Raw genomic sequence first — 25,203 nt, 5'->3', positions numbered from 1 at the left:
TAAGAGGTTGGATAAACTACTACGGACACTTTCGCAGATTTGAAATGTATACAGTACTGAGTCGGCTAAACAAAGCCTTAGTTCAATGGGTAAGAAACAAGTACAAGAAAAGGAGAGGTCTTACAAAAGCGGGTAAATGGCTAGAAGCTCTTGCTCGCAGAGAGCCTCATCTATTTGTACACTGGACAATGGGGATATTCTATATGGCTGGATAATGGGAGCCGGATGAATCGAGAGATTCAAGTCCGGTTCTGAGAGAGCCTGGGGGTGAAATCCCCCTGGGCTATTCACCAGTTATAAGAGCAAAGCTATAGAAGTGGTTCTCGAGTCTAGAGTCTTAGTGAACTCATAATTGAAGAAAACCTGAGAGGGAAACAAGGAAACACGAGGGAACTGATTAGAAATAAGGAGGTCTTTCGGGCGTTCTCAACTCAGTTCTTAGGAGGTTCTTACAAATACCTTATCCTCAGAAACCGTCTAATCGATTCGACTGTCAGCTCCCTCGCATAGAAATGCAATATATAATGATACCCCATACAAGAAGCAAAATGCAAGGAAAATCAGAGCTGTTACATGGGAAACTATACTGATACAAAAGTTAATCACAGAGCCAATTCTGTGGATCTACAAGTATTGCTCAAAGACCGCACTGAGATAAGACGAGAAGAATCGTATTGTAATTCGAGGAACCAACTAACTTTCATTCTCTCCCTATTGAGAACTCAATTTCATCGCGAGTCATCCACATAGTTTATCAGGGAAAATAAGCTGAGAGCAAATCCCCCTTTAGAGCTCGACAAAGAAACTGATCTTCAAGAAAAAAAGTTCCGTTGCGTGGATTAGTGACATGTTCTTGCATTAACCTTACATGAGTATAGCTTCTTGACCTGTGAAATCCGATGCCCAGTTTTGCTCAAGAACGTGGTCGATCTGGCATGGGTGTTTGTTTCGAGAACGATTGTTCAAGATAATGTGATAAAATCGTTTGGGTCGATTAGTCAAGACCAGTTTCATTAATTCTGTAGACAAGCGATACCTCAATGAACCGTTGACTTTCTGTTGCATATCATACGCTTTCATGCTTGCTCTAAGAGAAATCTGTTTTTGCCGAAAAGGGAGGAATCAACTATTTGAGTCTCTTGATATCGAGGCGAACGAAATCAAAAATGCGCAAGGGTTTCACAATGGTTGAGATAATGGTTACTTTGCTTCTCACGACGATAATTATGGGGATTTTATACGTTGTGCTGACTTCTACATTCAGAATCAGCGGTCAGGTCCAGACACAGCTTGCTATAGATGAAGAGATAATGAAACTGAATAGTGGACTAGGATATATAATTTCGAGAAATTGGACAGCGATTGATTTTGATAGAAGTGACTCGAAAACCATATCGCTCAGATCTAGATTTCCAAACATTGGCGATGAGACGGTTGCGACAGTAACTTACTTAGATGGAGAATTGTTGTTTCTCTACAATAATGCAAGCAATAACCAGGTATCATCTGTCATTGCGGGCAATTTGGAGGACTTTGCTTTTGAGTTTCCACCAGATTCCAGTCACATCTATTATGCTGCTACATTTACTGTTTATGGTATATCAAAATCATCTAATGGGGCGGTGAAGATCTATTAGGAAAGGTTTCACAACTGCTGAGATTCTGATTGTTCTAATCATAATTGTATTCCTCATAACAGGCGGGGTAACCATAATGTTACAATACAAGGCTATATCTTCTAGGCTAGAAGTAGCCACAAATATACATGCAGCAAAACTAACTGTGGAAGGAATTGTGAGGAATGCTTCTAGTGAGGATGATATTGAACGCATTATAGAAGAGCTTTCGACGTATCCTGGGTTTGAACAAGTTGTAGCTGATGTGATCAGTAAAACTGCTCTGAAACCTGGGGAAAAAATAGTGGGCTGGATATTTGAGGTCTCGCTCACAGATAATAGAATAGGAAGAAGGGAGGTATTTAATGTATATAGATACGACCCCTATGCGAAATAGAGGTGTGATTCTGCCAATAGCGTTAATCCTCATGGCTTTTGCTACGACGATGATAATTGCTGCCGGAATTTCAATCCAGAGATCATCAAGGCAGTTGAATAGCTACGCACTACTTTCCGATCTCAGAGTAGGTTCGAACAATCTAGTGGAAATAGCTACAGTGTTCCTGTCAGAAAACTATTCGGATATGCCCGAACCTTTGGAGGCCCAGTGGGAAGGGTTTAGTGAATTTGTCGCTTTCATTTCCTCTAGAGGAGGATACGAAGGAGTATTGTGGCAAAGTGCAATGTCTGACGTTGGAGCAGGGACATGGTGGTTACTATCAGATGAGAATCTATCAGAAGCTGCTGATTTAAACCCTCTTGCCGAATTTGACAATAGAGGGGTAGCAGTGAGTAGATCAGGAGACAAATACTCAATCATTTCATGGGTGGAGAAAGGCGCTGTCAAGAGGTATTCATATGGACTTGCAATGGTGGATTCTCTAGCTCAAGTTCCTGCATTGATTTTAGGAGATATTGATAGGGAGTTTGACAGAGTTACAACCACAAAACAGAAGGGATATGATGACTATATTAGCTCGGGTGGTGACTGGATCAATGGGCACGCCATTTTACTAGGCGATGCAATAATTAATAGCCCTAATTCAGATCTTCCTTACATTTTCTCTAATGGTTTAACGGCTCATCATGTGTCTTTTTCTCCAGAAAAAGAAGATGATCAGGCAAGCTATAACGCCACAGATACAGACTCAGCTTCGTATTTTGTATCACTACTTGAAGATAAGGAAAATCAGTTGAACAATCTGTCGAAGCAAATTGTTTTCAGAGATGACAACAAGAACTTATTCTCCGATAGTACATCTACTTTCTCGCCAGATTCGCTGATTTCGTTCAATCTATCTTCCACAGACTCTTACACAATTACTTTTCCCAAGGACCCAACAACAGAGAGTAATGACTACGATTTTATTGAAGTCTCCTGTGAGGCAGGGGATTCCGGGACAACGAAATACACTATAATAATTGAGGCCGCCGATCACACTGTTAGTCTATCCTTCAATAAGAGCGTGAATATTGTGAATAAAAACGGAAATCCCCACATGATTGGTTACATAAATGGGAGATACAGCATCTCGGTATTTGGGGATATAAATATTGACACGAATCTTATCTACGGCGATTCAGCAAAGGATTTTGTGATCGCCACGAGGAAGAGCGATAATCCTAATACTGGCCCTGACGATTTGACCACTTTGACAAAGCCCATCATGTCACTTAAAAAGGTCGAGGAGCTTTTCAGGCAGTTCGAATTGGACAGGGACTATCTTTCGCTATCTGCTTTGGGTGGAAATGTGATTAACACTTTCGGAGTTGGAACGCAGAATGAAGGAAATGCAACGCATGGAGTAAGAGCCATTTGTGGCGATGTCACAGCCCTTGCGAGGTGTGATGAAAGCAATGAAAACTGTGTGGGTGGAAGCTTTTTGTTTCCCGATTTAGAAACGGTCATATCGGGCAATAAAACTTACACAACAAAGCTCTCTCAACTGTTTGTTCTTGGATCTGTTGTTGGGAATAGCTTTGGAACCGATGGAAGTAGCGATTATATTGAGAACTTCTTTGTGACGGTCCCATCTAGTGGTGACTCGGGAGGTACTAGTAAGAAGGTCTTCTCACTGGTTGGACTTAGAGCCTGGTAACGGAATAACGATAGAGTAAGGTTTTTCGGTCTGGGGAAGAAGAGATTCTCTTCTTAGCTTCTAGTACTATATGCCACAGTTAACCCCCAGAGGGCCCTCGCGGATTGCGGGGGCTTTTATATTGAAACTCACAGCGATTACCTGCTAGATGTCTTCGTGCCACTTCGATTATTTGATCATTTCTGAGAATTAAATACGAAGCCTCGAGATAAGGCCTTCAGAGAAAATTCCGGCGATCTCTCCAGATGTTCTTGAGCTATTTCTTGCCAAAGCGTCATCATAGCGGTCGATGGCTTTTGAATCGAGCATTGATAGCTGTATAATAGTTAATCAAAGAGGGGGAGTGTATGTTTCGAATGGACAATAGAATTGTTGAACTCGCTTCTCACGAGCTGGATTTGCATCCCGAAGCAAGGCTCGACGATCTTTACAAGCTGTTTTATCAAGGCACGTTCGGTCCGAAGCACTTAATGGAAGATCAAGCGGTTGCCCTTAGATACCTTGCCGAAGAGATCGACTGCGATGAGTTTGATCAGGTTCTCTGGCAAGACGTCAGCTATATGGAAAACTTCTTCAGGCTTAATCTTGTTCTTGTAAAGAACAGGCAGGTTCTGATCGACGATCTCTTTCGAGCTTTGGTAGCAAGTTCAAGGGTAGGTGCCTCAATGACGCGCGAGGACTGGAAAGTTGAGTGGCAGAGGATAGAAGCGGTTCTTAGAGACTCTCTTCCCGAAAGTGTCTTTACTCCGGAATCGACGATTTCAGTCAAGGAGGCCCTTGAAAGCGGCCGGTTGTTACATCACAGTTCTTACTACAAAAGAAGTTATCACCCTCACTACAGAGTGATAAGTCGAGAGTGGTTCGAGAGGCTTATCGGAACTACTTACTGATGGACGTCCCTGCTTCATGTGCTCTCTAGCATCTTCGATTCAGCTTTTTCCTGAGATGTCCATTCAGTATCCTGTTATCGGTTGCTTGTGATGTGCTTGTTGTGTGTGTGCTATAGAAAAGAGCGATTGATTCTAAAGATTAATACAGTTTAATGCTGCTTTTCTTGATTCAATGTAGTCAGAGAGTGCAAATGTTTAAGTAGTGGACGATAGGAGAAAGCAGATCAGGGAAATTGACAAAACGCTCTGTAAGAGCGGTATTAATCCGCAACCCGATTTTCCGTAAACGGGAAAGCCGAAAGCGGATTATCCGTAGCCGGAAAACCCGCCTCTACTAAATAATGATATTACTAAAGGATACTTCGTATCGAAGGAGCTCGATCGATTATTTCTAAGCACAGGCAAAAGCACTATCATAACGAGTTATTATGCAATCGAATTTAAGCGCAAGATCCGCAGTTATCCTGCTTCTATACTGACGACTTTGAGATGCGACGAACAGCGAGCTGCTGTCAGCCGTTGGCTGCTTTTGACGTTGCGCTTCGCTATAGCATTAGAAAAGGTCTGTATGAGCCCCTCGGTAAAAGTCTGTATTGAAGAAAAATGCAAATCTTGAAAACTCAATGCCAGTAGATTGCATAATGCTTTCTCGATTCATTTGTTCAGGAGGAGAGTAGAAGATTCCCTTATCGAGATAGCTTCATTTCGCCGCTAAGTCAAGCTATAATAGCTTTGAAGGGAGGTAATAGAATGAAGTCTATCGTTGTTTATTTCTCATACGATGAAAGTACAAGAGCTCTTGCAGAAGCTATGGCCTCTTCAATCGATGCTGACCTTCTTCGGCTGGTGCCTACGGGGGAGTTCTCTCGAACCTATTATCACCACGTTGAGAATCCCGAGCAAATAGAGACCACTCCCGGATACGATCCTGACAAGGAGCATATCTGGGGAAGCGAGTCGGTAACTATGAATAACAAGCCTGAACTTGAGCCATATGGCTTTGATCCTGACAATTACGATCTTATAATCATAGGCAGTCCCGTGTGGGCACTCACTTATGCGCCGCCGATAAGTACATTTCTCGCAGAAAACAAGCTGGAGGGAAAGAAGATAGCTCTATTCTGTACACATGATGGAATGATCGGTGCCGCTCTGGAGAATCTCAAGAAGGCATTGAAGGGTAACGAAGTGATTCAGGAGATTGACTTCGAGGCACCTTCTTCAAGGCTGGACGAGTATGTTGAAACCGCAAAAGAGTGGGCTAGAGAGCTTGGGGAAGGACTGTAGCGGAACCACGTTATAGAATGCAAATGCCGGGTTCTGTTCCCGGCGTTTTTCTTTTCCAAAAGAGCTTGCTATTTTCGGTAAATGTGAAGGATCAGGCATCTCTTGATGCAGGTATTTGCGCTCTGGTCTATTCGTTACAGTTGTGCACATTGAAACCAGTAATATGATTAATCTTGAGTTTTATTGTCAAATTATATAGAATATATGTAAAGAGGTGATTGAATGCTAGACAAACAGGAGATCATGAAGGCGATCGGCCTAAGAGTGACTCAGAGAAAGTTCCAGGAAAAGCAACTGTCTCCTGAGCAAAGGAAACAAGTGGATTCTGCTATTGGAGACATTATTCCTCTTAACTCGGATGCTCCTTTGCAATGGTATTTCACTCCGCAGTTTCCGTCTGGTTCAGGAATCGTTCTCGCTAAGCTGAAGGAGTTCACTACTCCCAATCTGATTCGGTTCGGTTTCGAAGGCGAGCAGATAGTTCTTAATCTCACCCTGAAGGGTTTCTCCACTAGCTGGGCCAGACTGCCAAACTACCTGTCCATGATAATCGTGGGCTTTCCCGCTAATAGCGAAGGAGACATTGTTGAGAGAGCCTCTAGATTTCTCTTCAGGGAGGCAAATAGAAAGCCGTTTGCGGAGATTGTTTCTGGCAAGACAGAGTACATAGATGAGAGAATGAAGGATATTTTGAATGCGGGAAGGATGTCGCCTTCTTCATTCAACAGGCAGCCCTGGAGATTTGAGATTCTCGACAGGAACAGCATAGCAATTCACGGCTGGAAGAAGATTCCACTGATCTACGAGGATGTCATTTCGATCGATCTGGGAGTTGTAATATCTCACATGTACCTTATGGCAAAGTCAATGAATGACGATGCAAAAGTCGAGCCAATAAGCCTCAGGAGCTACCTGCTGACATTCTGAAATTCGTTTTTCTGAGATGGTTCAAGGGGAAGGCTTCAGGTTCTGATGATCATAGCTAGTGACCCATATTCAACACTTGGGAGAATACGTGATGAGCTGAAGGCGGTTTGACGGGTTTTGCCGTATGGTTTTGCTTATACACATTATGGGCCTACTTCTTCTCCTGTAAGCAGCTGTGTTGTCACGTCAATGGATACGGCGCTCAGCTTCCAAAAAGCGCCAGGATCGAATTGATAGCAGTGTAAAGGGCAACTGAGATCAATCCCGAAATTACGGGAGTAGATACCCATCCAAAGACAATTCTCTTTAGGAGCCTTGCATCAAAGTTTCTCGATCCTCTCGCAAGCCCGACTCCAATAACCGCTCCGACTATTGCCTGCGAAACCGAAACGGGAACCCCAATGAACGCGTAAATTAGGACGGTCAATGATTGTGCCAGTAAGGCAATAACCGAAGCGAACGATTCGAGGGCGACTATCTTTGTCCCGATCGTGTACATAACTCGCTTGCTGAACATTATAGCTCCGGCCGATATGCTCAGCCCTCCAATCAATACAGCCTTCTCAACACCGATGATATCTGCAAAGGTTCCTGTGATATTTGCAACGTTATTTGCTCCAAGAGCGAATGAACCGAAGCCACCAACAATTACTGCAAGTGATTTAAGGAGTATGTCCTGAACAAGAATTGAACGTACTCTTTTGAAGGCGACACCAATAAGTCTATACAGGAAAAGAGCAACGATCGCCGCTACAAGTGGAGTCGTTATCCAGCAAGAGACTATTTTCAACACTACCAGCCAATCAACGCTTCCACTCAGAAGTCCAATGCCAACTACCGAGCCTACAACGGCTTGCGAAGAGGAGACAGGCAACCCCAGCCTGTTAAGCAAGAGAACGGAGATTCCCGCTGCCGCTGCGTTGACTGAAGCAGAGAGCAATGTGTGAGAGCTGAGGCTGGAGAGAGTTTGCATTCCACCGGCCCCACCCAGAATAGCTCCAACAAGCACAGCAAAGCTTGAGATCAGCGCAGCTGATCTGTATTTAAGAATTCCACTTGTTACGGTTGTACCGTATATATTGGCTGCGTCATTCCTTCCGAGAGTCCATCCAAAGAAGACAGCAGGCAGAAATGCTAGGAACACGTCGATCCCTTCATAATCAGTGATAAAAAGGATTATAGCACCAAACAGATGTATTTACTTATGTGGTGTATGCGTTACAGGAGCGAATGTCATCGCCTATTCGCCCTCTGGCTGGTCGATCTCCTTCAAGCAGTATGTGTAGTATCTCTTCTTGTTGTTGCTGTCTATCTTCATCTTCAGACCGTGCATCTCGTTCTCAAAGCCGGGAAACTTGTTGTCGAACTCCTCCGAGAGATTCAGATATTCGATGATTCTCTTCGTATCGTCTGTATATCTCTCGCCAGGCATTATCACGGGTATTCCCGGAGGGTAAGGAACGACCATTACAGCTGAGATTCTGTTTTGCAGCTCACGGATTCTGACCAGTTCAGTATTGTCGTTAACCAACTCTGAATAGGCTTTGGACGGAAGCATAACCTGCTGGGGATTCCGAGAGTAAACATCCTTCAAGACCTTGGTTATCTTGACCTTTCGGAGGTATTCATGCATCTGTCTGCAAAGCTCCTGAAGGGTCATCTTTCCATATTTCTTTGGGAACTCTCTGACGATATCGGGAAATACATCATCCAGAGGAGCGTCCTCATCGAAGAGCTTCTTGAAAGTGAAGAGCTCTGCGAGCAGAGTTCCAGACTTTCCCTTTGTCAGCCCGAGGGAGAAGAGTATCAGGAATGAGTAATGACCCGATTTCTCAACTACTATTCCCCTGTCTCTAAGGAAAGTTGTGACTATCGTTGCTGGGATTCCCCAATCCCTCATCCGACCTTGTCTCGTTATTCCCGGGGTCATAACGGTCACTTTTATCGGATCGAGAAGGACGTAGTCGTTCTCAAGCTTTCCGAATCCATGCCAGTCTTCGTTTGCTTTGAGATACCAGCAGTCAGGCCTGTCCTTGAGAATCGATTCATCGATGTCTTCGAGATCGAAGGTCTTTCTTTGCCCGTCTTCTGTCCCAATCGAGACCTTTTCCGGCTGCCAGATCTCGAGCCACCAGCGTCTCTTTCGCTCTGATTCTTTGGACTCGATTTCTTCCTTCAGATGCTTCATCTTCTTTCTGAAAATGATTGCCTCCTGAATCGTCTCGTCAATGAGGAATTTGCCTGCGTTTCCGGCCATCATCTTTGCCGCTACATCCAGGGAAGCGATGATCGCATATTGAGGCGAAGTAGACATGTGCATCATGTATGCCTCGTTGAATCTTCCATGATCTACCCTTTTTCTACCATCCTTTACATGTATCATAGAGCCTTGAGAGAAGGCAGCCAGTAGCTTATGAGTGGAGTGCGTAGAGAAGACCACCGGAGATTTTTCTCTGTCAATGTCTGGTGACATTCCGAAGCGACTCATATACATTCTATGGAATTTCGCATAGGCGTACCATGCCTCATCGAAGAGAACGAAATCCACAATCTTTTCAAGCTTGTCGAGGATGGTTTTCGCGTTGTAACAGAGGCCGTCATATGTCGAATTAGTGATTACAGCAAGTTTTATTCTGTAGTTCTCTTTGTCTTCCACGAGAGGGCTTTCATTTATTGCCTTTTCGATTTCACTCCATTCAAAATCCTCTTCATGGATCGGCCCGATAATTCCTAAAGAGTTTCTGCTAGGCGTAAGGTAGATTGGTATCGCACCTGTCATTATTATTGAATGCATAATCGACTTGTGGCAGTTCCGATCTATAAGGACGATGTCCCCCGGGGTCACACAATAATGGAAGACGATCTTGTTGGATGTTGAGGTACCGTTCGTCACAAAATATGTCTCGTCGGAACCGAAAATCTTGGCAGCAGACTTTTCCGATTCTCCGATGGCTTCTGTATGCTCGAGGAGAGAGCCAAGTTCCGGCACCGAAACGGATAAGTCGCTCCTGAAAATGTTCTCCCCGAAAAAGTTATGGAAGATCTTCCCGGTAGATGACTTGAGGAAAGCCTCTCCTCCGCTGTGACCGGGGGTGTGCCACGAGTACTTGAATTCATCCACGTATCGTATGAGCTCTTTCAGAAAGGGGGGCTGCAGTTCGTCCATGTAGCGCTCTGTTGCTTCCTCAATTCTTCCCGCGATGAAAGAAGGACTGTCTTCGAGCTTCCAAACGTAGCCGTCGATCTGACTGATTATTTCGAGAGGAATCTCCATAACTCTTAGTTTCTCAGTCATGAGGAATATGGGAATAAGCATATTCCTTCCGCGGATTATCTCGATTATCTCTCCCGGGCCTAGAAACTCAGCATCTGGTTTGATCACAAGATCCCAGTCGAGCAAAACACAGCTGACATTTGAATGAGACATGAACTCAATTCTACAGTCGTAGCCTGAGTAAGACTCTATGACTGAAAAGCCTCTCTTCTGAAGCTCTCTTATGATCTCTCTTGTCGCTCTCCCCCCAGTGTTTTCTGAAAGTAAGTCATCGTCAACTACCAGAACAGGAAAGTCCTTGAACAGCTCCATTCTATCCCCTCGATTCTGCCTTTCTGTAGGCAACAAACGAACCCTTCGGTACTCCGAGAAAGCCGCCGATTACATCGCACTTGGCCATAAGCAAAAAGAAGATCTCGCGTTTTGCCGAGCTTAAACCTTCTAGATTGCCCTGTCCTTTAGAGATTACTACATCGGCCCTGGAATAAACATCGAAAAAACCTCTCTGCATAGTCTTTTCCTGAGCGCCAGGTGCATCTGCTCCAGAATCGATTATCGTTGCTACTTCGTCCATGCCTATTTCAAGGGCCTCTCGCATCGTTATGTCATTAAGAGCCGGTATTGTTCTTACCGAGAAGTAGCTGTTCGGCACTCCGGAGAGTTCTAGCAGAAGTTTATCGAGAACAGCTTCGCCGCAGTTATCACCGACTATGAGAAGCGAGTCGGTGCTTCGTATCCTTTGCGCTAGCTCTTCTAGATCATCTATTGCGAAAGGTCTCGACAGTGCATCCTTCATTGTCTTATGAATGTCAATCTTATGACCCGGAGCAACATCTATAATATTACCGGCTACCGATAGTTTCAGCGCTCCTAACAAAGGATCGTCAAGCTTGAGGAGTTCCTCCTTAAGATCGTCGTATATTTCCATAAGACTTCTGTTTGAAAGTCTCTTGACGTCCCTGAAAGCGTCATGGTTGCCAAAGAGAGGTTCCAATGCCTCTCCGACCTTTCTGCCGATATCTATAGGAGTATCTGACCAATCCATCTCCGCAACCTCTTTGAGAAAGGTTCTAACAACCTGTTTCTTCTCTTCCTCTCCAGCGTTATTAACGTCCAGAATCCGTAGCAAACTGCTCAGATTGCAGGGGATGCACCTAAGATCTATCTTCATTAAATCACCTCACACTGAATTATACAGTTTTTTGGTAATCCGTACTTGTGTTCTGTTTGATCTGTAAACCTACCTCGACGAGGAAGTGATGCTAGGAAAAGCATCCCAGGAACTGATGCCCGGAGGAACATCCGGGGAAGTGAGGCCGACTTCGTCGGGAAGTGATGCTGCCTCCGGCAGGAAGTGAGGCTCGCTGGCGCGAGGAAGTGGAACCACTATAAATCGCTAGACGCAAGGCTAGCGAAGATCAAAGCGCCGCTGAAGGCTGTACGCTGGGTACAGCATGGACCAGATGGAAAGATCAAAGAGGCGCTGACCGCTGGTCGGGCGAGGCTTTAAGACTTGAGATTAGACTGTCGGGCATTCTCTGAAGTCTATCAGCTGTTTCTCGATGGTTTCATGGGACGTGGTTTTTTGGGACAGACTCGATTATTCACATCCGGTTAACAGTCAGTGCGCCGAGGATCGCCGGCGGAGGCGAGGCCGCTTCGCAGGACGCATTGCACTGAGGAGCATCAGCGGATGCAATGCCACCTCGCGGGGAAAGAGCCGCTTTTCGCTGAAAGCTGAACGCTGGGAATATCACAATCCGTTAGCTGTCAACGGTGGGCCTTTCTCAGAGAGGAACATCAGTTGCAAGTTCGAATGTTGCAAGGAGAAAGCAGCCCTTTATTTGTGAGAGCAATGATATATTTCATCCGCCTATAAGTTACTGGGTTGATTCAGGCCAGAATCTCAATCTTGCCGAGTTTCAAGACCAGATCCCGTGCAGAAGCATCACGGGATGACCCTGAACAGGTGCATTTCAGGGCAGGCTCCTGAACAGGTGCATTTCAGGGCAGGCTCATTGAGGCAGGCCTTTAGGGCAGGTCCTAAGGAATGACAGCCTTAGGGTTATTCGGAATGCACCACATCCTGTCATTCTGACAAAGCTCCTGGTCAGAATCTCGATCCTTGGAGTGTTTTCAAGACCAGATCCAGTGCAGAAGCATCACGGGATGACCCTGAACAGAAACTTTTCAGGGCAGGCTCATTGAGGCAGGCCTTTAGGGCAGGTCCTGAGGAATGACAGCCTTAGGGTTATTCGGAATGCACCACATCCTGTCATTCTGACAAAGCTCCTGGTCAGAATCTCGATCCTTGGAGTGTTTTCAAGACCAGATCCCGTGCAGACCCATCACGGGATGACCCTGAACAGGGACTTTTCAGGGCAGGCTCCTGAACAGGAGCATTTCAGGGCAGGCTCTACGGATGACGGTCTTTCTTACTTGAGGTCATCCTGGCACGCTTCAGGCCAGGATCTCGATCTTTGAAACAGTTGCAAGTGCAATGTTGCAAGTTATAAGAGCAAAAGCCAAAAACTCTCTAAGTCTTTTGAAACGCTGCTCTTCTCGGACGGATAACGGTGGACCGTTGACGGACAACGTTGTCTTCTTCAGCGATCAGCGGGTCCTTGTTCTTAAGCGAATAGCGGCTCTCAGGGCGAGATTTCGTGCAGACCCATCACGGGATGACAGTCTTAGGTTATCCGGAGCATCTCATACCGCCATTCTAACTAAGCTGGTCAGAATCTCGATCTTTGAAACAGTTGCAAGTGCAATGTTGTAAGTCGCAGGAACGGTTATCCGTTTTCGGTTCTCCGTTCTCCAAGACCGAGAGTTGCAAGTTCCACGATGCAAGTTGCAGGAACGGTTATACATTAACGGTTCTCCGTTCTCCGAAAGGAAAAATCAGTTCCAAGATGCGGGAACGATTCTGCGTTAGCCGTTCTCTCTTCTTTGACAAAGAATGAAAAAGGGCGTTGAAGGCATGTCCAGGGTTTTGGCTTTTCACAGCGTAGAACGGGCTCTTCCGACCTCTTGCCTCTGACCTCAGGCTCTTCCCAAGGACGGGTCCATGATCTGGGACGAAGGACTAAGGACGGCTCTTCCAGCGATCAGCGGGTCCTCGTTCTTAAGCGCACAGCGGATCTTCGGTGGACGGCGGACCGTTGACGGACAACATTGTCTTCGTCAGCGATCAGCGGGTCTTCGTTCCTAAGCGTTCAGCGGTTCCTAGGCCGCGAATCGGAACTGGCCAACGAAGGTGACTAGCTTTCAGACCGCCTCCTTCCGAAGGCAGCATTGCGTCCGCCGATGTTCTTTCGGTGCCTTGTGTCTAATTTCAGCAGTGACTGACTTTTCACTCGCCTTCTCGTGAGCGAAGCAAACGTCTCGACCATGCTCCTTCTCGACGCTTCTTCTTATTGGTCTCGCAAAGCCGAAACTGGTCTGTGCGAACAGACAGTCTTCAAAATCGCCTCCTGCCGAAGGCAGCATTGCGTCCCCAGATGCTTTTCCGGGCATTGCGACCTGGCGAAGCCAGCATTGCGTCCGCCGATGTTCTTTCGGCGCCTTGCGTCTAATTTCAGCAGCGACTGAGTTTTCACTCGCCTTCTCGTGAGCGAAGCGAACGTCTCGCCAATGCTCTTTCTCGATTGCTCTTTCGGAGAACGGATAACCCTCAACTCATAACCAGTTGCTTTGCTCTTTCCTACCCCCTACCTGCAGCCCCCAACCACGCTTGTTACACAGCATGATATAATTGTTCTGTATTACAGGAGGTGTTAGCAGTGTATTACAGATCAAAAGAAAATGGGATTTTCAATTTCAATCTCTACTCAAATTACAGGGCAGTAGGGAGTCGATACATCGCTACACGTCCATCGGAGCAAGAAGATGTTGTTGAGGAACTGAACAGCGAAGATGATGCGAAGCTTTTCGAAGACTTTATCTGGGCTTCTCTCCAGAGAGTTCGCGACTATATCGACTTCAAGGACTTTGATAGTTTTTGTCATGGAAGAAGGCAGTGAATGTAAGGCTAAAGGCGAGTAAAGCAACGGAAAACAGAAGATGATGTGAATAATCGCGCATAGTGTTCCGACAGTACCTCAGGCAGTGTATAATAACAGAGATCTACCAGACGGTGGTCGGAGAAAAGGAGGTAAGAATGGAACTAAACCCTTGTTCAGTTGTTTGTATAGGTATTCGAAGTCTTATTTTTTCTAATCACGTTGTTCTTTCCTCAGAAAAAGGTGCTCGCCTTTCTCTCCGCGCTCGTCGTCCTTGCTTCTAACTGAAAAACTTCTAGAAGAGCTAGCATCCCGATAACTATTCTTGTAACTGGATTTATCCTATTTGATTGTTCTAACTTGCAGCAGGCAAGAGGAATTTGACAATTGCTTACATTCTCATGGAGGTGGGAAATATGGTTAAAAAGAGTATACTTACTCTTCTTATAATTCTTTTCATAAGCATTACAGCGTTTTCACTTACTTTCGAAGTATCAATAAGCCAGGACGCACTGGATACAGTAGCGTCTCTAGGTTTAGAGACACCGATCAACGGACGAGTACTCGTAATTGTCAGCAAGGATTCTTCTAGAGAACCTAGCTTGCAGACAGATGTAAGAGGAGTTCCGTTCTGGGGAAAGGATGTCTTCGATATGACATCTGAATCGGTAGTGGAGATCTCAGATGGAGATATGGCTGTGGCAGGTTATCCAATTGAGATATCGGAACTACCGGCTGGAGAATACTTTGTACAGGCTTTTGTAAATGTATACACGACCTTCGCTAGAGCCGACGGTCATACCATACTCATGCACGATGACACTGGAGACGGGCAGTGGTTCTGGGAATCAGTTGGCAATGCAAAAAGCAAGACCAAGAAGATCTATCTTGATCCGGCAAATCCCGGTACAGTGAAACTGGCTATCACAGAAGTGATAATGCCCGATTATGAACTAGAGCCGGGCATGGTGCTTCAGCAGGGGAATTACTCAGATACTGAATGGGTGAAGTACATAAAGATCAAGAGCGATGTTGTTTCCGAGTTCTGGGGCAAAGATATGTATATTGGAGCCAATGTCCTTCTCCCCGAAGGTTACTACGACAATCCTGATGTGTATTATCCGGTGATCTACTATCAGGGACACTTCCCTGGAGGCAGTGCTCCGGTGGGATTTAGAGTGAACAACGACGTATATAAGTTCTGGAATGAGGAAGGAAATGCAAGATTCATAGCCGTATCGTTCAGAGATGCCACACCTTACTACGACACATCTTATTCCGTCGACTCGGCGAACTCTGGCCCATACGGGACTGCAATAACAGAAGAACTCATACCTTATCTCGAAAGCCAGTTCAGAATGATTCCCGAGAAATGGGCAAGAATTCTTGCAGGCGGATCTACCGGAGGATGGGAAGCCCTTGCCATGAAAGTCTTCTACCCTGACTTTTTTGGAAGAACATACGTCTGGTATCCCGATGGAGTCGACTTCAATTATTATCAGTTGATCAACATCTACAACGATGACAATGCTTATTACTCCGACTTTGGCTGGATAAAGACCGAAAGACCGAGTGCAAGAGATACTCATGGTAACATCAGATTCACCGTGAAGCAGGAGAACTACTTCGAAATGGCTGCTGGACCGAGCAACAGATCTGGCGGGCAGTGGTCAGTTTGGGAATCAACTTACAGTCCCGTTGGCGCTGACGGATTCCCTCAGCCGATTTGGGATCAGGTAAGTGGAGAAATAAACAAGAAAGTTGCCGATTACTGGAAGAAGAATTACGATCTCAACTACATTCTTCAGGAAAACTGGGAAGAGATAGGTCCCAAGATAGCCGGTGATGTGCATGTTGCAGTTGGTGATATGGACAACTACTACCTCAATGAGGCAGTCTATCTCCTGAAAGACGCTATGGAGAAAATGGAGAACCCGGTTTCTGACATGACTTTCGATTTCGGCCCGAACCAGGGTCACGGATGGAAAGGCTGGAGTCCAGCCGACCCCAGCAAGGCACTTGCTCTCCAGGAATGGCTTGCACAGCTTTCAGACTACATGAAGGAAACCGCTCCGGAGGGAGCAGAAAAGAACTGGATCTACTAGATACTCCAACATAAAGAAGAGGGATGCTAGAATTGACCGGAGGGGAAACCCTCCGGCTTCTTTATTCAGGAGGTGTTCTTCTGAGGATTCTAATAGTTGAAGACGAGGCAACGATATCTGCCTTTCTTCAGAAGGGTTTGAAAGAGGAGGGCTTCGCAGTGGATGCAGCGAGAAGTGGAAATGAAGCCCTGGAACTAGCATCATCAAACCAATATGAAGTGATAGTTCTGGACATTCTTTTGCCTGGCAAAAATGGTTTCGAAGTCTGCAGTGAACTGAGAGCAAGCGGTAATTACACACCTGTTCTCATGTTGACTGCTCTGGATTCTGTAGACGAGCGGGTTAAGGGGCTTAACACGGGAGCGGATGACTATCTCGTAAAACCATTTGCATTCAAGGAACTGCTTGCAAGGATCAATGCGTTGCTTCGCAGGCCGCGTGAAACTTTTGAAAGGGTTTTGAGAGTCGGGGACTTGTCTATAGATACTGTCTCTCATATGGTACGAAGGGATGACGTGGAGATTGAGCTTTCACCCAAAGAGTACAGGCTTCTGGAGTATCTTGCAAGAAATGCTCATCAGGTTCTGAGCAGGACACAGATCGCAGAAAGCGTCTGGGATCAAGATTTTTTCAGTGATTCGAACGTCGTCGATGTCTACATAAGATATTTGAGAAAAAAGATTGACGATCCTTTCTCCACAAAGCTAATCAACACTGTTAGAGGCTTCGGTTACAGGCTAGGTTGATACGATGAAAAGGATAGTTCCTATCAGGATAAAGCTGACTCTCTGGTACGTCCTTTTCCTGGGTGTTATTCTATTTGCGTTTAGCGTTTCGATCTATGCGATTCTCAGCGCACAGCTTCATAGCGAAGCCGATTCGTCATTGAGAATCGTATCTTCGCAGCTCCTTGCAAATATCGAGATCGTCCAGGATCTTCCGATATTCAGGAAGACCGTCGAAATGGAATCTCTCAGTAACAGGTTACTTGCCGAAGGATTCGCTGTCAGGTTGATGGATGGATCGGGAAGCATTGTTGAGGGTTTTGGGCCGTTTGGAATTCTAAAGGCCTCATTAGAGCTTTCTGACAGGGAATTCACTACAGTCTCTACATCTGTGGGCGTCTGGAGGATTTTCACCGTTAAGATTGGTCAGTGGGGATGGATGCAGGTGGGAGAATCTCTTTCGAGTGTCAGAATTGCCCTCTTCCGACTGTCCAGGTTGATGTTGATTCTCGGACCTACGATAATCATTCTTGCAGTGCTTGGCGGGTTTTACATGGCAAAGAAATCGCTTGAGCCCGTGGAGAGAATTACGCTGCTTGCAGAAGAGATCAGTGTTGAAAAACTCAACAAGAGGCTCAACCTGACTTTGCCAAATGACGAGCTAGGACATCTCGCCAGTACTTTTGACGGAATGCTCGAGAGACTTGAAGAATCCGTCAAGAAGCAAAGACAGTTCACGTCTGATGCGGCGCATGAGTTGAGAACGCCTTTGACAGCGATTAGAAGTATTGTGGACGTTACACTTCACAGAGATAGGGATTCCGATGAATATGTGAATGCGCTTGTTCAGATTCAGAACGAAATTGAAAGACTTAGCAGTATTATAGATGATCTTCTTGTAATCACGCGGCTTGAGAATAGCCTTCAAAAAGGTGATTACAAAGTCTTTCCAGCAGGGGTCTTAATCGAAGATGTTCTTGACACGATAGCAGTCCTCGCCAAAGAAAAGAACATACATATTATGACGGAAATTCCTTCTGACCTTGAGATAGCAGGCGATCGACAAAAGCTTTCTAGAGCAATCTTCAATCTCGTGGATAATGCGATAAAGTACACCCCCGAGGGCGGCCAGATAAGGATATCCGGAGAGAAAGACCAGTCAAGAGAAGAAGTCGAAATTCTCATAGAAGACAATGGAATAGGAATACCGGCAGATGAGATTGACAAGATATTCGACAGGTTCTATAGAGTTGACAAGGCGAGATCTGAGACAAGGGGCACAGGACTTGGGCTGTCTATAGCTCAGGAGATAGTAAAGGCTCACAACGGAACGATAACTGTAAAGAGCTCATCTCAGCAGGGATCTATATTCAGAGTGACTCTCCCCTTGAAAATTAGAAAACTCTAATCTGAGTCTAATTCTTCTCTAATCTCTCCGATTTATATTTGGTTGCAGCAGCGATAGAAGTTTCACATAGATGTGATCCCCGTACACAGATGTAGATCAAGCAATTGCGGGAAGGGGAGCCTGGAAATGAATCAAGCTACTCCGGCAAGGCGATAGCAAGACAGGCTCCCATTCTGGAAAAATGAAAAAAGCCCTTTTCATCATCCCCAAAATAGAAGCCAGGTGACTGGCTTCTATTATTCTAATCTCTCCGAGGGAGTGACACCGACATCCTGGAATGAATCTTAAGCATTCCCTCGGCTTGAAGGAAGCTTAAGATATCAAATAACTCGTACCTCAACATGTTCAGTTCCCCGGCCAAAGCGTCTATGTTTATATATATATCGGGATCGTTTGAGGTCAACTCCTTGAGCTTCAAGATCACCACCTGTCTTTGCTTTTCCTTATCAGGGATCCCGCCTCCTTCAACTTGAAGAATCCCCTTGTGAGTAATCCTGCCCATTCTGAAAGGCTTGATCTCGATCAGTTCTTCATCCACTAGTATATTCAGGCTTTCGTTCACTTCGTCGGGACAACCTCCGACTTCCCTAATCAACTCGTCAACAGAGAAATATCTCTTTTCTCTCCCGAGAACTTTGCCGTATATCTTCTCCAATATTGATTGTTCATGCTCTGATATGCCCATTTCAATACCTCTTTGGTTTTCCTACCGGAGCCATGTAAATGACAAATTCGTCATAACCATCTAGACCTATCAACTTATCGATCTTCTCCTGATCGTAAGCTGCAATGGCGCATGTTCCAAGATTTAGGGCCTCACAGGCAAGGTATAGATTCTGGCAGATATGACCTGCGTCCAGAAGGATTGGTTTGTATGATGTCAGATCGTATCTCCACTCTGTCCTGTAGGGGATGACCGACCATACGAAAGTTACAGCGCAATGTCCAACGAACTTCTGGCCTAGAGCGGCATCAGCAACTTCACTGGCAAAGTCGCCTTCCTTCTCCAAAACCAAAGAGTGAGACAAGGCGACGTAACGATAAAGGCCTCTCTTCAACCCTTTTACCAGTCTAACGAATATGTATGTCTCAAACGGGTGCCTTGCTCCAGCAGACGGGACAGTTCGCAACGTCGCATAGTTGTTTTTCATCACTGCTTTTACACCCTGAGAAGACCAGAGAAGAAAAGACAAAGCCTCAAGCGACAACTTCTCATCCGAGTAGACTCTTCTGCTTTCTCTAGAAAAAACTATCTCTCTCAAATCCTTCATTATAAGGTGAGTTGAGTTTGGGTCAGGAAGACTAATAAGGTCGTAACCCTCCGAGCTCTTCTCAAGAGAGGGCTGCGGCAGTCCCTTCATCTGATCTGTCTTGTTCATCTCTCTATTGACTTCTTGCCATATCTTGTTGCTCAAGAAAGCTCTTCCTTCCTTTCTTGTCATCATGAGAGCTCGCCTCCTTCGATTCATATAAATAAGTGTAGCACAGCAGCAAAAAAGTGAAGGACTTGCAAATCTAATCAGAGCTCTTCAACAAGAGCCGCTATATGCTGGTCGCTGACGAAGACAACGTTGGCCGTCAACGGTCCGCCGTCCACCGAAGATCCCGCTGTACGCTTAAGAACGAGGACCCGCTGAACGCTGTGAAGAGCCGTCCTTAGTCCTTCGTCCCAGATCATGGACCCGTCCTTGGGAAGAGCCTGAGGTCAGAGGCAAGAGGTCGGAAGAGCCCGTTCTACGCTGTGAAAAGCCAAAACCCTGGACACGCCTTCAACGCTTTTTTTCATTCTTTGTCAAAGAAGAGAGAACGGCTAACGCAGAATCGTTCCCGCATCTTGGAACTGATTTTTCCTTTCGGAGAACGGAGAACCGTTAACGTATAACTGTTCCTGCAACTTGCATCATGGAACTTGCAACTCTCGGTCTTGGAGAACGGAGAACCGACAACGGACAACCATTTTCTTATTCAACTCGCAATTTGTCACTTGCAACTGTTTCAAAGATCGAGATCCTGGCCAGAAGCGTGCCAGGATGACCTGAAGCAAGAAAAGACTGTCATTCTGCAGTGCTACTAGAAAGAGCGGTTATAAATTGTTCGTTATTGGTTGTTGATAAGAGCAAACAAGAAAAGAAGCATTAAAAGTCGTTTCGCTCTGAAATGCTTCCACGTCATGTCATCCCGTGATAAATTTGCACGGGATCTGGTCTTATGAACGACCCAAGGACCGAGAACCTGGCCAGAAGCATGATAGTGACCTGAAGCAAAAAAAGAGCGTCATCCCGTAGAGCCTGCCCTGATGTGCACCAATGAGCCTGCCTTAAAATGCTCCTGTTTGGGGTCTCCTGTTCATGGCTTCTAGTAAGAGCGGTTCTTGGTCGTTCGCTTTTGGTTGTTGGTAAAAGCAACCAATGGAAGGAAGCGCTACTCTTCGCTAAGCGGGAATCGCGTCCCTAGACGTTTTTCCCAGCATCACTTCCGGCGATGCTCTTCGCCGCATCACTTCTGTTCTTGCTCTTCTCGGAGGACGGGTCCATGATCTTGAGCGAAGGACCAGGGACGGCTTTTATCCTCATCCCTGCTCTAGCAGAAACTCTGAGTGAAGAGCGGTCCTCCGTCAGCCGTCAACGGTCCGCCGTCCACCGAAGATCCGCTGTGCGCTTAAGAACGAGGACCCGCTGAACGCTGTGACTCATAAACTGCACAGGTGTAACATTGAAAGTTTTGAAGTATTATATTTCTTAGGTAATGCTGCAAAGGGAGGTTATGAAATGAAAGAAGAGAATGTAAGGAAAGAGTCAAAGCTAAGTCAGGTTTTTCTTGGAATAGTGGTCATAACTCTTGGCTTGATGATCATTTTTGTCCCTGCAATGATGTCAAACTTCTGGCTATTGTTCATCTGGCTTCCGGGGATCATAATGGAGTACAACGCGATCAAGAATAGAATCGACGGACTTCTGGTTCCCGGTGGCGTGTTGCTTGTTGTGGGGTTGGCCTTGACTCTGGGAGTTGTCTTCCCTGGATTCTACGACAGCGGCGGGTGGGGACTATTCGTTCTTGCGCCGGCATTTGGGTTATTCCAACTTTACTTGGCAGGCGGAAAGAGCCGCTCTCCTCTGTTGATTCCTGTCGCGATACTTGCAGTTATCGGAGTTATTGCCCTAATACCTTCTTCATTTTCGCAATGGGCAATGATCGTCGTGGGAGCAGTCTTGATCGTGTTTGGTCTACTTGTTCTCTTCAGAAGAAAGTGACTTGACGTCACGACCCATTTGGTAGAAATCGAAGTATTCGTCGCCTATTCGCATATATCTCTTAAGTGTTCCTTCGATTTCAAATCCCAGTTTAGAATAGAGGCATCTAGCTCTGTCATTGTCTGATCGCACCTTTAGGCCGATCCGAGTTATTCCGCTGCTTTGTGCATGCTCAAATGCGAGCTCTATGAGGGTCTTTCCAATGCCCATTCCCCAGTAAGGCTTGCTTACAGACAGTGCAATCTCTGCCCAGTGGTTGATGCGCTGTTTTGAGCCTCCTTGCATTGTGATCAGTCCGATAAGCTTGTCTTCACATTCGGCCACCGCCATAAAGCTGTTGGCCTGTTCGTTAAACGATGCGATTATCTGTCTTTCAGCCTCTTCACTTAAGGTCAACTCGTTTCTTCCGAAACTCAGATAATCAGACTCTCCGGCAATGAAATTGATGTAGGCAAGTATTCTCCTTGCATCTTCTTTATCTGCGGTTCTAAACAAACAAATGCGGTCATTTTTAAGAACTCGCTCTTTCAAGACTCTTCTAGAAGGGGAGCTTTTCATCCTCGTCATCTCCGTCTGTCGGCAGCTGCATTTCTTCAGAGGACTCTGTCTCAATTGAGGCCAAAAAGCTTGAGTACTGTCTGTCCAATTCTTCCTTTTCCCTTTTAAGGGTTATCAGTCTCAGGCGAGCTGCGGTAAGAAGCTGAATTGCTTTCTGATAAGCCTTGAGTGCAACCTCGACATCTATCTGAGAGTTGCTTCTGAAATACTCGTCGATAGATCTTATGTATCCAAGCAGCTTCTTGAAATCCATAGAGTTTATTTGCTCTTCTTTCAGCTTCAAGACTGATTCTAACGTCTTTTCATCCATGTCACACCTCCGATTTGACTTCATCTATGGTAGTCTTTGCCTCTCCATCTTTGAAAACGCAGTCCAGTGAGTCGCCTGCCGAAACCGCCTTCGCGCTGTTGATTATCAAGCGACCTCTTTTCAACACCACTCCACCGAAAAGCAATGATGCGGCGTAGCCCCCATGGAGTGTAAGCTCATCAAATAGTTTATCTAGATCATCTCCTGAATTCGCTATTAGGTCATCGAACAACCTGGTTACTCCCTTGTCAAGTGTTTCAACGAGTATTGCGGAATTCATGAGATGTTTCTCAAGACTGTTTCCGAACCCTCTGTGATCAAGACGACTCTCGGCAAACGCCAGGTTTCTTTGTATCGAGCTGTCGGCACTATTTACCAGAGCGTCCGTTAATGCGAAAATCTCATTCATGCCTCTCTCAATCGAGAGGACGTATCTAGCCGGATTGAACGATCCAAGATCGTTCATCGCAAGGAGGATTCTGTGAGTAATCGTTCCTGAAAGAACTCTGGATCCATCTTCAAAGAACTGGTCCGTGCGATTGATGGTTTCTCCTATCCTATCGGCTATGAACTGGAGTCTATCGGGTCCTGTCTCGTTCTCGGCCCTTTCGAAGAGCCACTCAATCTCATCTCCCATCAGATCGGAGAATTCGCTCAGGGTATCGACGTAATCATTTACCTGTTCGCTTATTCCGCGTGCAACTGCAGTAGGAGTATCAAAACGCTTCCAGGCAACGAAGTCAGGTATAGTAACGTCTCTTTCATGGCCAATAGCACTCAGTACTGGGCAATACTTCTTGTTGAATTCCGAAATTGCCATTCCTAGTTCAAGACTATCGAAATACATTAGATCGCTTGCAGAACCCCCTCCTCTTGTAAGAACTATCACGTCATACTTCACAGGACAAGATTCTATTTTCTTTAGAGCAGAAAGAACACCCGGAACTGTTCTATTGCCTTGCATATATGATTCGTAGAGATGCACTACGGGCTTGTACGGGTAGTTGACGGAGAGATTTGAGAAGAAATCCCCCAGTCCAGCTGCAGTAGAAGAAGAGATCACAGCAACTCTCTTTATGGGAGGCAGTTCGCCTAGATCATGCTCTTCAATTCTTAGAGCTTCCTTTGCCTTCAGGGCAAGGTAGATTTCCCTTCTTCGCGCAGTTATATCGGACTCTCCTATTGGAGCTATCGTATCTATCCATATCGAGAAACTTGCCCGGGGTTTGTAGAAGCTAAGCGTTCCTTCGAAGAGCCACTTCTTTCCCTTTATCTCAGACGAGCTCTTCAACGCCAGCTGTTTTCCCATTCTTGCGAAAGCCGCTTTTCCGGAGATCATGCTGAGGTCTATTCTCCTCTTTGTTCCCCGCTCTTCATAGTCTTGAGAGACACTGATGTAGACGTAGTTGCCTCTAACAGTTAAGTTAGTAACGTCGGCTGGAAACTTCACCGCGAGGTTGTTCAAGCCGGCACTGGTCAAAACCTTTCTTACGTGCTCAAGCATCGTGTCGAGATCCTTGAATTCTAGCGTCGCCTCTGCCATAAGCAGTTCCTCCAATGATCATTCTCTTCCATTATAAAAGAAGAGGACGCCGGAAGGCGTCCGCAAATTGGACATCAATCAACAGCTCTACCTTGCCGTGTATCCACCATCAACCATAAGCGATTCTCCATGAACGAAAGATGCTTCGTCACTTGACAAGAAGAGAACTGCGTTCGTCACTTCTCTTGGCTCTCCCAGTCTTCCTATTGGATGCAGTCCGACTAGCATGTCGTGCATGTCAGTTCCCTCTTTCATTCCGGATGCTTCAAGTAGAGGAGTCTTTATGAAAGCAGGATTTACGGCGTTTATCCTGATATTCTTGCTTGAGTATTCTAGAGCTGCCGCTTTTGTCATACCGACAACTGCATGCTTAGCGGCGACATAGGCAGAGGCGTTGTTGAAACCAACCTTACCAAGGATCGAGGAATTGTTTACAATTGCTCCCCCGCCTTGCTTAAGCATCTGCTGGATTTCATACTTCATTCCGTAATAGACACCAAGCAAATTGATCGAAATCACTCGCTCCCAGTCCTCTTCGGGGTACTCAGATAGAGGAAGAGAAGGTCCGCCTATCCCTGCATTGTTGAATGCAACGTCAAGCCTTCCGAACTTCTCGACAACAGATTCGACGATTCTCTTCGTCTCCTGAGCGCTCGAAACGTCATGTTTCATGAACAGGGCCTTTCCCCCTGCATCATTTATCTCTTGAGCGAGTTCTTTGCCCTTTTCTTCATCAACGTCCGTAATGACAACTTTCGCTCCTTCCTCGCTGAAGGCCCTGGCGCTATCTGCACCAATCCCGGAACTCCCGCCTGTAATGAGCACTACTTTCCCTTCGAATCTTTTCATGTTCTCCCTCCTTTCACTCCATGTTACCGCCGATAGTTTTTCTCGGGTATGTTAATTGTATCACAAAACTGCTTATGCATGAAGATGAACGAAGAGTGTGGTCGGTTTTTTGAAAAGATTATTCAAGAGAGTCTTCGAGGTCTGCAATCTAGCGCGAAGGAGGCGGCTGATCTCTTGTTTCTTCAATCAGTTCTATGAAAATTGGAATAGGAATATGGCGGGAAGAACGAACTCTTCGAGATTTGTTGCTCGGCGGAATCTACTGCCCTGCAATTGAGAGTGAGAAAATGCAAAACGTCTTTTCCTCAGCGATCAGCGCTTCGAGTTTGCACAGTGAAAAGGGGCCAAACAAGGTTTGTG

Annotated in this window: 22 protein-coding genes; 12 read left to right on the top strand and 10 right to left on the bottom strand. The window is 45.8% G+C overall.

All coding sequences use genetic code 11. The features are described from left to right. From RJ60_RS06925 to RJ60_RS06895, 7 genes are all read left to right on the top strand, one after another. Window positions 1-215, top strand: a 215-nt coding sequence (locus tag RJ60_RS06925) for a group II intron maturase-specific domain-containing protein (RefSeq protein ID WP_308410910.1), incomplete at its 5' end; no start/stop codon positions are given. A 951-nt stretch (window positions 216-1,166) separates the two neighbouring features. Further along, window positions 1,167-1,637: a type II secretion system protein J gene (locus tag RJ60_RS06920; RefSeq protein ID WP_180979922.1), complete on the top strand. Its 471-nt coding sequence runs from the start codon at window positions 1,167-1,169 to the stop codon at window positions 1,635-1,637. Window positions 1,638-1,713: 76 nt separating this feature from the next. Further along, on the top strand, window positions 1,714-2,013 hold the full coding sequence (locus tag RJ60_RS06915) for a hypothetical protein (RefSeq protein WP_103134313.1): 300 nt from the start codon (window positions 1,714-1,716) through the stop codon (window positions 2,011-2,013). Next, window positions 1,982-3,715 (top strand): hypothetical protein, encoded by a 1,734-nt coding sequence (locus tag RJ60_RS06910; RefSeq protein WP_103134312.1) that lies wholly within the window; start codon window positions 1,982-1,984, stop codon window positions 3,713-3,715. Before RJ60_RS06915 ends, RJ60_RS06910 begins: the two co-directional genes overlap by 32 nt. Window positions 3,716-4,071: 356 nt before the next feature. Further along, window positions 4,072-4,605, top strand: a complete 534-nt coding sequence (locus tag RJ60_RS06905; RefSeq protein WP_258006205.1) for a hypothetical protein — start codon at window positions 4,072-4,074, stop codon at window positions 4,603-4,605. A gap of 750 nt (window positions 4,606-5,355) precedes the next feature. Beyond that, window positions 5,356-5,892 carry a flavodoxin gene (locus RJ60_RS06900; RefSeq protein ID WP_103134310.1) on the top strand — a complete coding sequence of 179 codons (537 nt, stop codon included), beginning with the start codon at window positions 5,356-5,358 and terminating at the stop codon, window positions 5,890-5,892. Window positions 5,893-6,114: 222 nt separating this feature from the next. Continuing rightward, window positions 6,115-6,819, top strand: a complete 705-nt coding sequence (locus RJ60_RS06895; protein WP_103134309.1) for a nitroreductase family protein — start codon at window positions 6,115-6,117, stop codon at window positions 6,817-6,819. 202 nt (window positions 6,820-7,021) lie between these two features. On the opposite strand, the gene RJ60_RS06890 is transcribed toward RJ60_RS06895, so the two are convergent. The 3 genes from RJ60_RS06890 to RJ60_RS06880 form a co-directional block, all read right to left on the bottom strand. Next, on the bottom strand, window positions 7,022-7,963 hold the full coding sequence (locus RJ60_RS06890; RefSeq protein ID WP_103134308.1) for an inorganic phosphate transporter: 942 nt from the start codon (window positions 7,961-7,963) through the stop codon (window positions 7,022-7,024). A gap of 96 nt (window positions 7,964-8,059) precedes the next feature. Next, entirely contained in the window at window positions 8,060-10,405 is a 2,346-nt protein-coding gene (locus tag RJ60_RS06885; protein ID WP_103134307.1) for an Orn/Lys/Arg decarboxylase N-terminal domain-containing protein, read from the bottom strand. Between the two features lies 1 nt (window position 10,406). Then, on the bottom strand, window positions 10,407-11,264 hold the full coding sequence (locus RJ60_RS06880; RefSeq protein ID WP_103134306.1) for a DUF89 domain-containing protein: 858 nt from the start codon (window positions 11,262-11,264) through the stop codon (window positions 10,407-10,409). A gap of 2,611 nt (window positions 11,265-13,875) precedes the next feature. On the opposite strand from RJ60_RS06880, the gene RJ60_RS06865 reads away from it, so the two are divergent. The 4 genes from RJ60_RS06865 to RJ60_RS06850 all read left to right on the top strand — a co-directional run bounded on the left by RJ60_RS06865 (window position 13,876) and on the right by RJ60_RS06850 (window position 18,332). Further along, on the top strand, window positions 13,876-14,115 hold the full coding sequence (locus RJ60_RS06865) for a chemotaxis protein (RefSeq protein WP_099829535.1): 240 nt from the start codon (window positions 13,876-13,878) through the stop codon (window positions 14,113-14,115). Between the two features lie 395 nt (window positions 14,116-14,510). Beyond that, on the top strand, window positions 14,511-16,199 hold the full coding sequence (locus RJ60_RS06860) for an alpha/beta hydrolase-fold protein (protein ID WP_103134303.1): 1,689 nt from the start codon (window positions 14,511-14,513) through the stop codon (window positions 16,197-16,199). Window positions 16,200-16,279: 80 nt separating this feature from the next. Further along, window positions 16,280-16,945 (top strand): response regulator transcription factor, encoded by a 666-nt coding sequence (locus RJ60_RS06855; RefSeq protein ID WP_165775351.1) that lies wholly within the window; start codon window positions 16,280-16,282, stop codon window positions 16,943-16,945. A gap of 4 nt (window positions 16,946-16,949) precedes the next feature. Next, window positions 16,950-18,332, top strand: a complete 1,383-nt coding sequence (locus tag RJ60_RS06850; RefSeq protein WP_103134302.1) for a cell wall metabolism sensor histidine kinase WalK — start codon at window positions 16,950-16,952, stop codon at window positions 18,330-18,332. A gap of 241 nt (window positions 18,333-18,573) precedes the next feature. Here the strand turns inward: RJ60_RS06850 and RJ60_RS15530 are convergent, their stop codons facing one another. The 3 genes from RJ60_RS15530 to RJ60_RS15525 all read right to left on the bottom strand — a co-directional run bounded on the left by RJ60_RS15530 (window position 18,574) and on the right by RJ60_RS15525 (window position 20,010). Next, the gene (locus RJ60_RS15530; protein ID WP_180979921.1) at window positions 18,574-19,017 is read right to left on the bottom strand and encodes a hypothetical protein; all 444 of its coding nucleotides are present in this window, start codon (window positions 19,015-19,017) and stop codon (window positions 18,574-18,576) included. Window position 19,018: 1 nt separating this feature from the next. Further along, window positions 19,019-19,777: a SagB/ThcOx family dehydrogenase gene (locus RJ60_RS06840; RefSeq protein WP_103134301.1), complete on the bottom strand. Its 759-nt coding sequence runs from the start codon at window positions 19,775-19,777 to the stop codon at window positions 19,019-19,021. Window positions 19,778-19,851: 74 nt separating this feature from the next. Then, window positions 19,852-20,010 (bottom strand): hypothetical protein, encoded by a 159-nt coding sequence (locus RJ60_RS15525; RefSeq protein ID WP_180979920.1) that lies wholly within the window; start codon window positions 20,008-20,010, stop codon window positions 19,852-19,854. 1,090 nt (window positions 20,011-21,100) lie between these two features. Here RJ60_RS15525 and RJ60_RS06835 point away from each other — a divergent pair. Continuing rightward, a complete protein-coding gene (locus RJ60_RS06835; RefSeq protein ID WP_103134300.1) occupies window positions 21,101-21,583 on the top strand; it encodes a hypothetical protein in 483 nt (160 codons plus the stop codon). Here RJ60_RS06835 and RJ60_RS06830 read toward each other — a convergent pair. From RJ60_RS06830 to RJ60_RS06815, 4 genes are all read right to left on the bottom strand, one after another. Further along, window positions 21,557-22,141: a GNAT family N-acetyltransferase gene (locus tag RJ60_RS06830; RefSeq protein ID WP_099829529.1), complete on the bottom strand. Its 585-nt coding sequence runs from the start codon at window positions 22,139-22,141 to the stop codon at window positions 21,557-21,559. The two genes, RJ60_RS06835 and RJ60_RS06830, sit on opposite strands and share 27 nt — an antisense overlap. Beyond that, window positions 22,122-22,451 carry a hypothetical protein gene (locus tag RJ60_RS06825; RefSeq protein ID WP_099829528.1) on the bottom strand — a complete coding sequence of 110 codons (330 nt, stop codon included), beginning with the start codon at window positions 22,449-22,451 and terminating at the stop codon, window positions 22,122-22,124. The genes RJ60_RS06830 and RJ60_RS06825 overlap by 20 nt, the downstream gene beginning before the upstream one ends. A 1-nt stretch (window position 22,452) precedes the next feature. Continuing rightward, window positions 22,453-23,994 carry an exodeoxyribonuclease VII large subunit gene (xseA, locus tag RJ60_RS06820; RefSeq protein WP_099829527.1) on the bottom strand — a complete coding sequence of 514 codons (1,542 nt, stop codon included), beginning with the start codon at window positions 23,992-23,994 and terminating at the stop codon, window positions 22,453-22,455. 87 nt (window positions 23,995-24,081) lie between these two features. Then, window positions 24,082-24,843, bottom strand: a complete 762-nt coding sequence (locus RJ60_RS06815; protein WP_099829526.1) for an SDR family NAD(P)-dependent oxidoreductase — start codon at window positions 24,841-24,843, stop codon at window positions 24,082-24,084. Between the last annotated feature and the right edge of the window lie 360 nt (window positions 24,844-25,203).

The sequence above is a fragment of the Mesotoga sp. B105.6.4 genome (assembly GCF_002896535.1).
GTDB lineage: Bacteria > Thermotogota > Thermotogae > Petrotogales > Kosmotogaceae > Mesotoga.
This window is presented reverse-complemented; position numbering and strand designations above follow the sequence as displayed.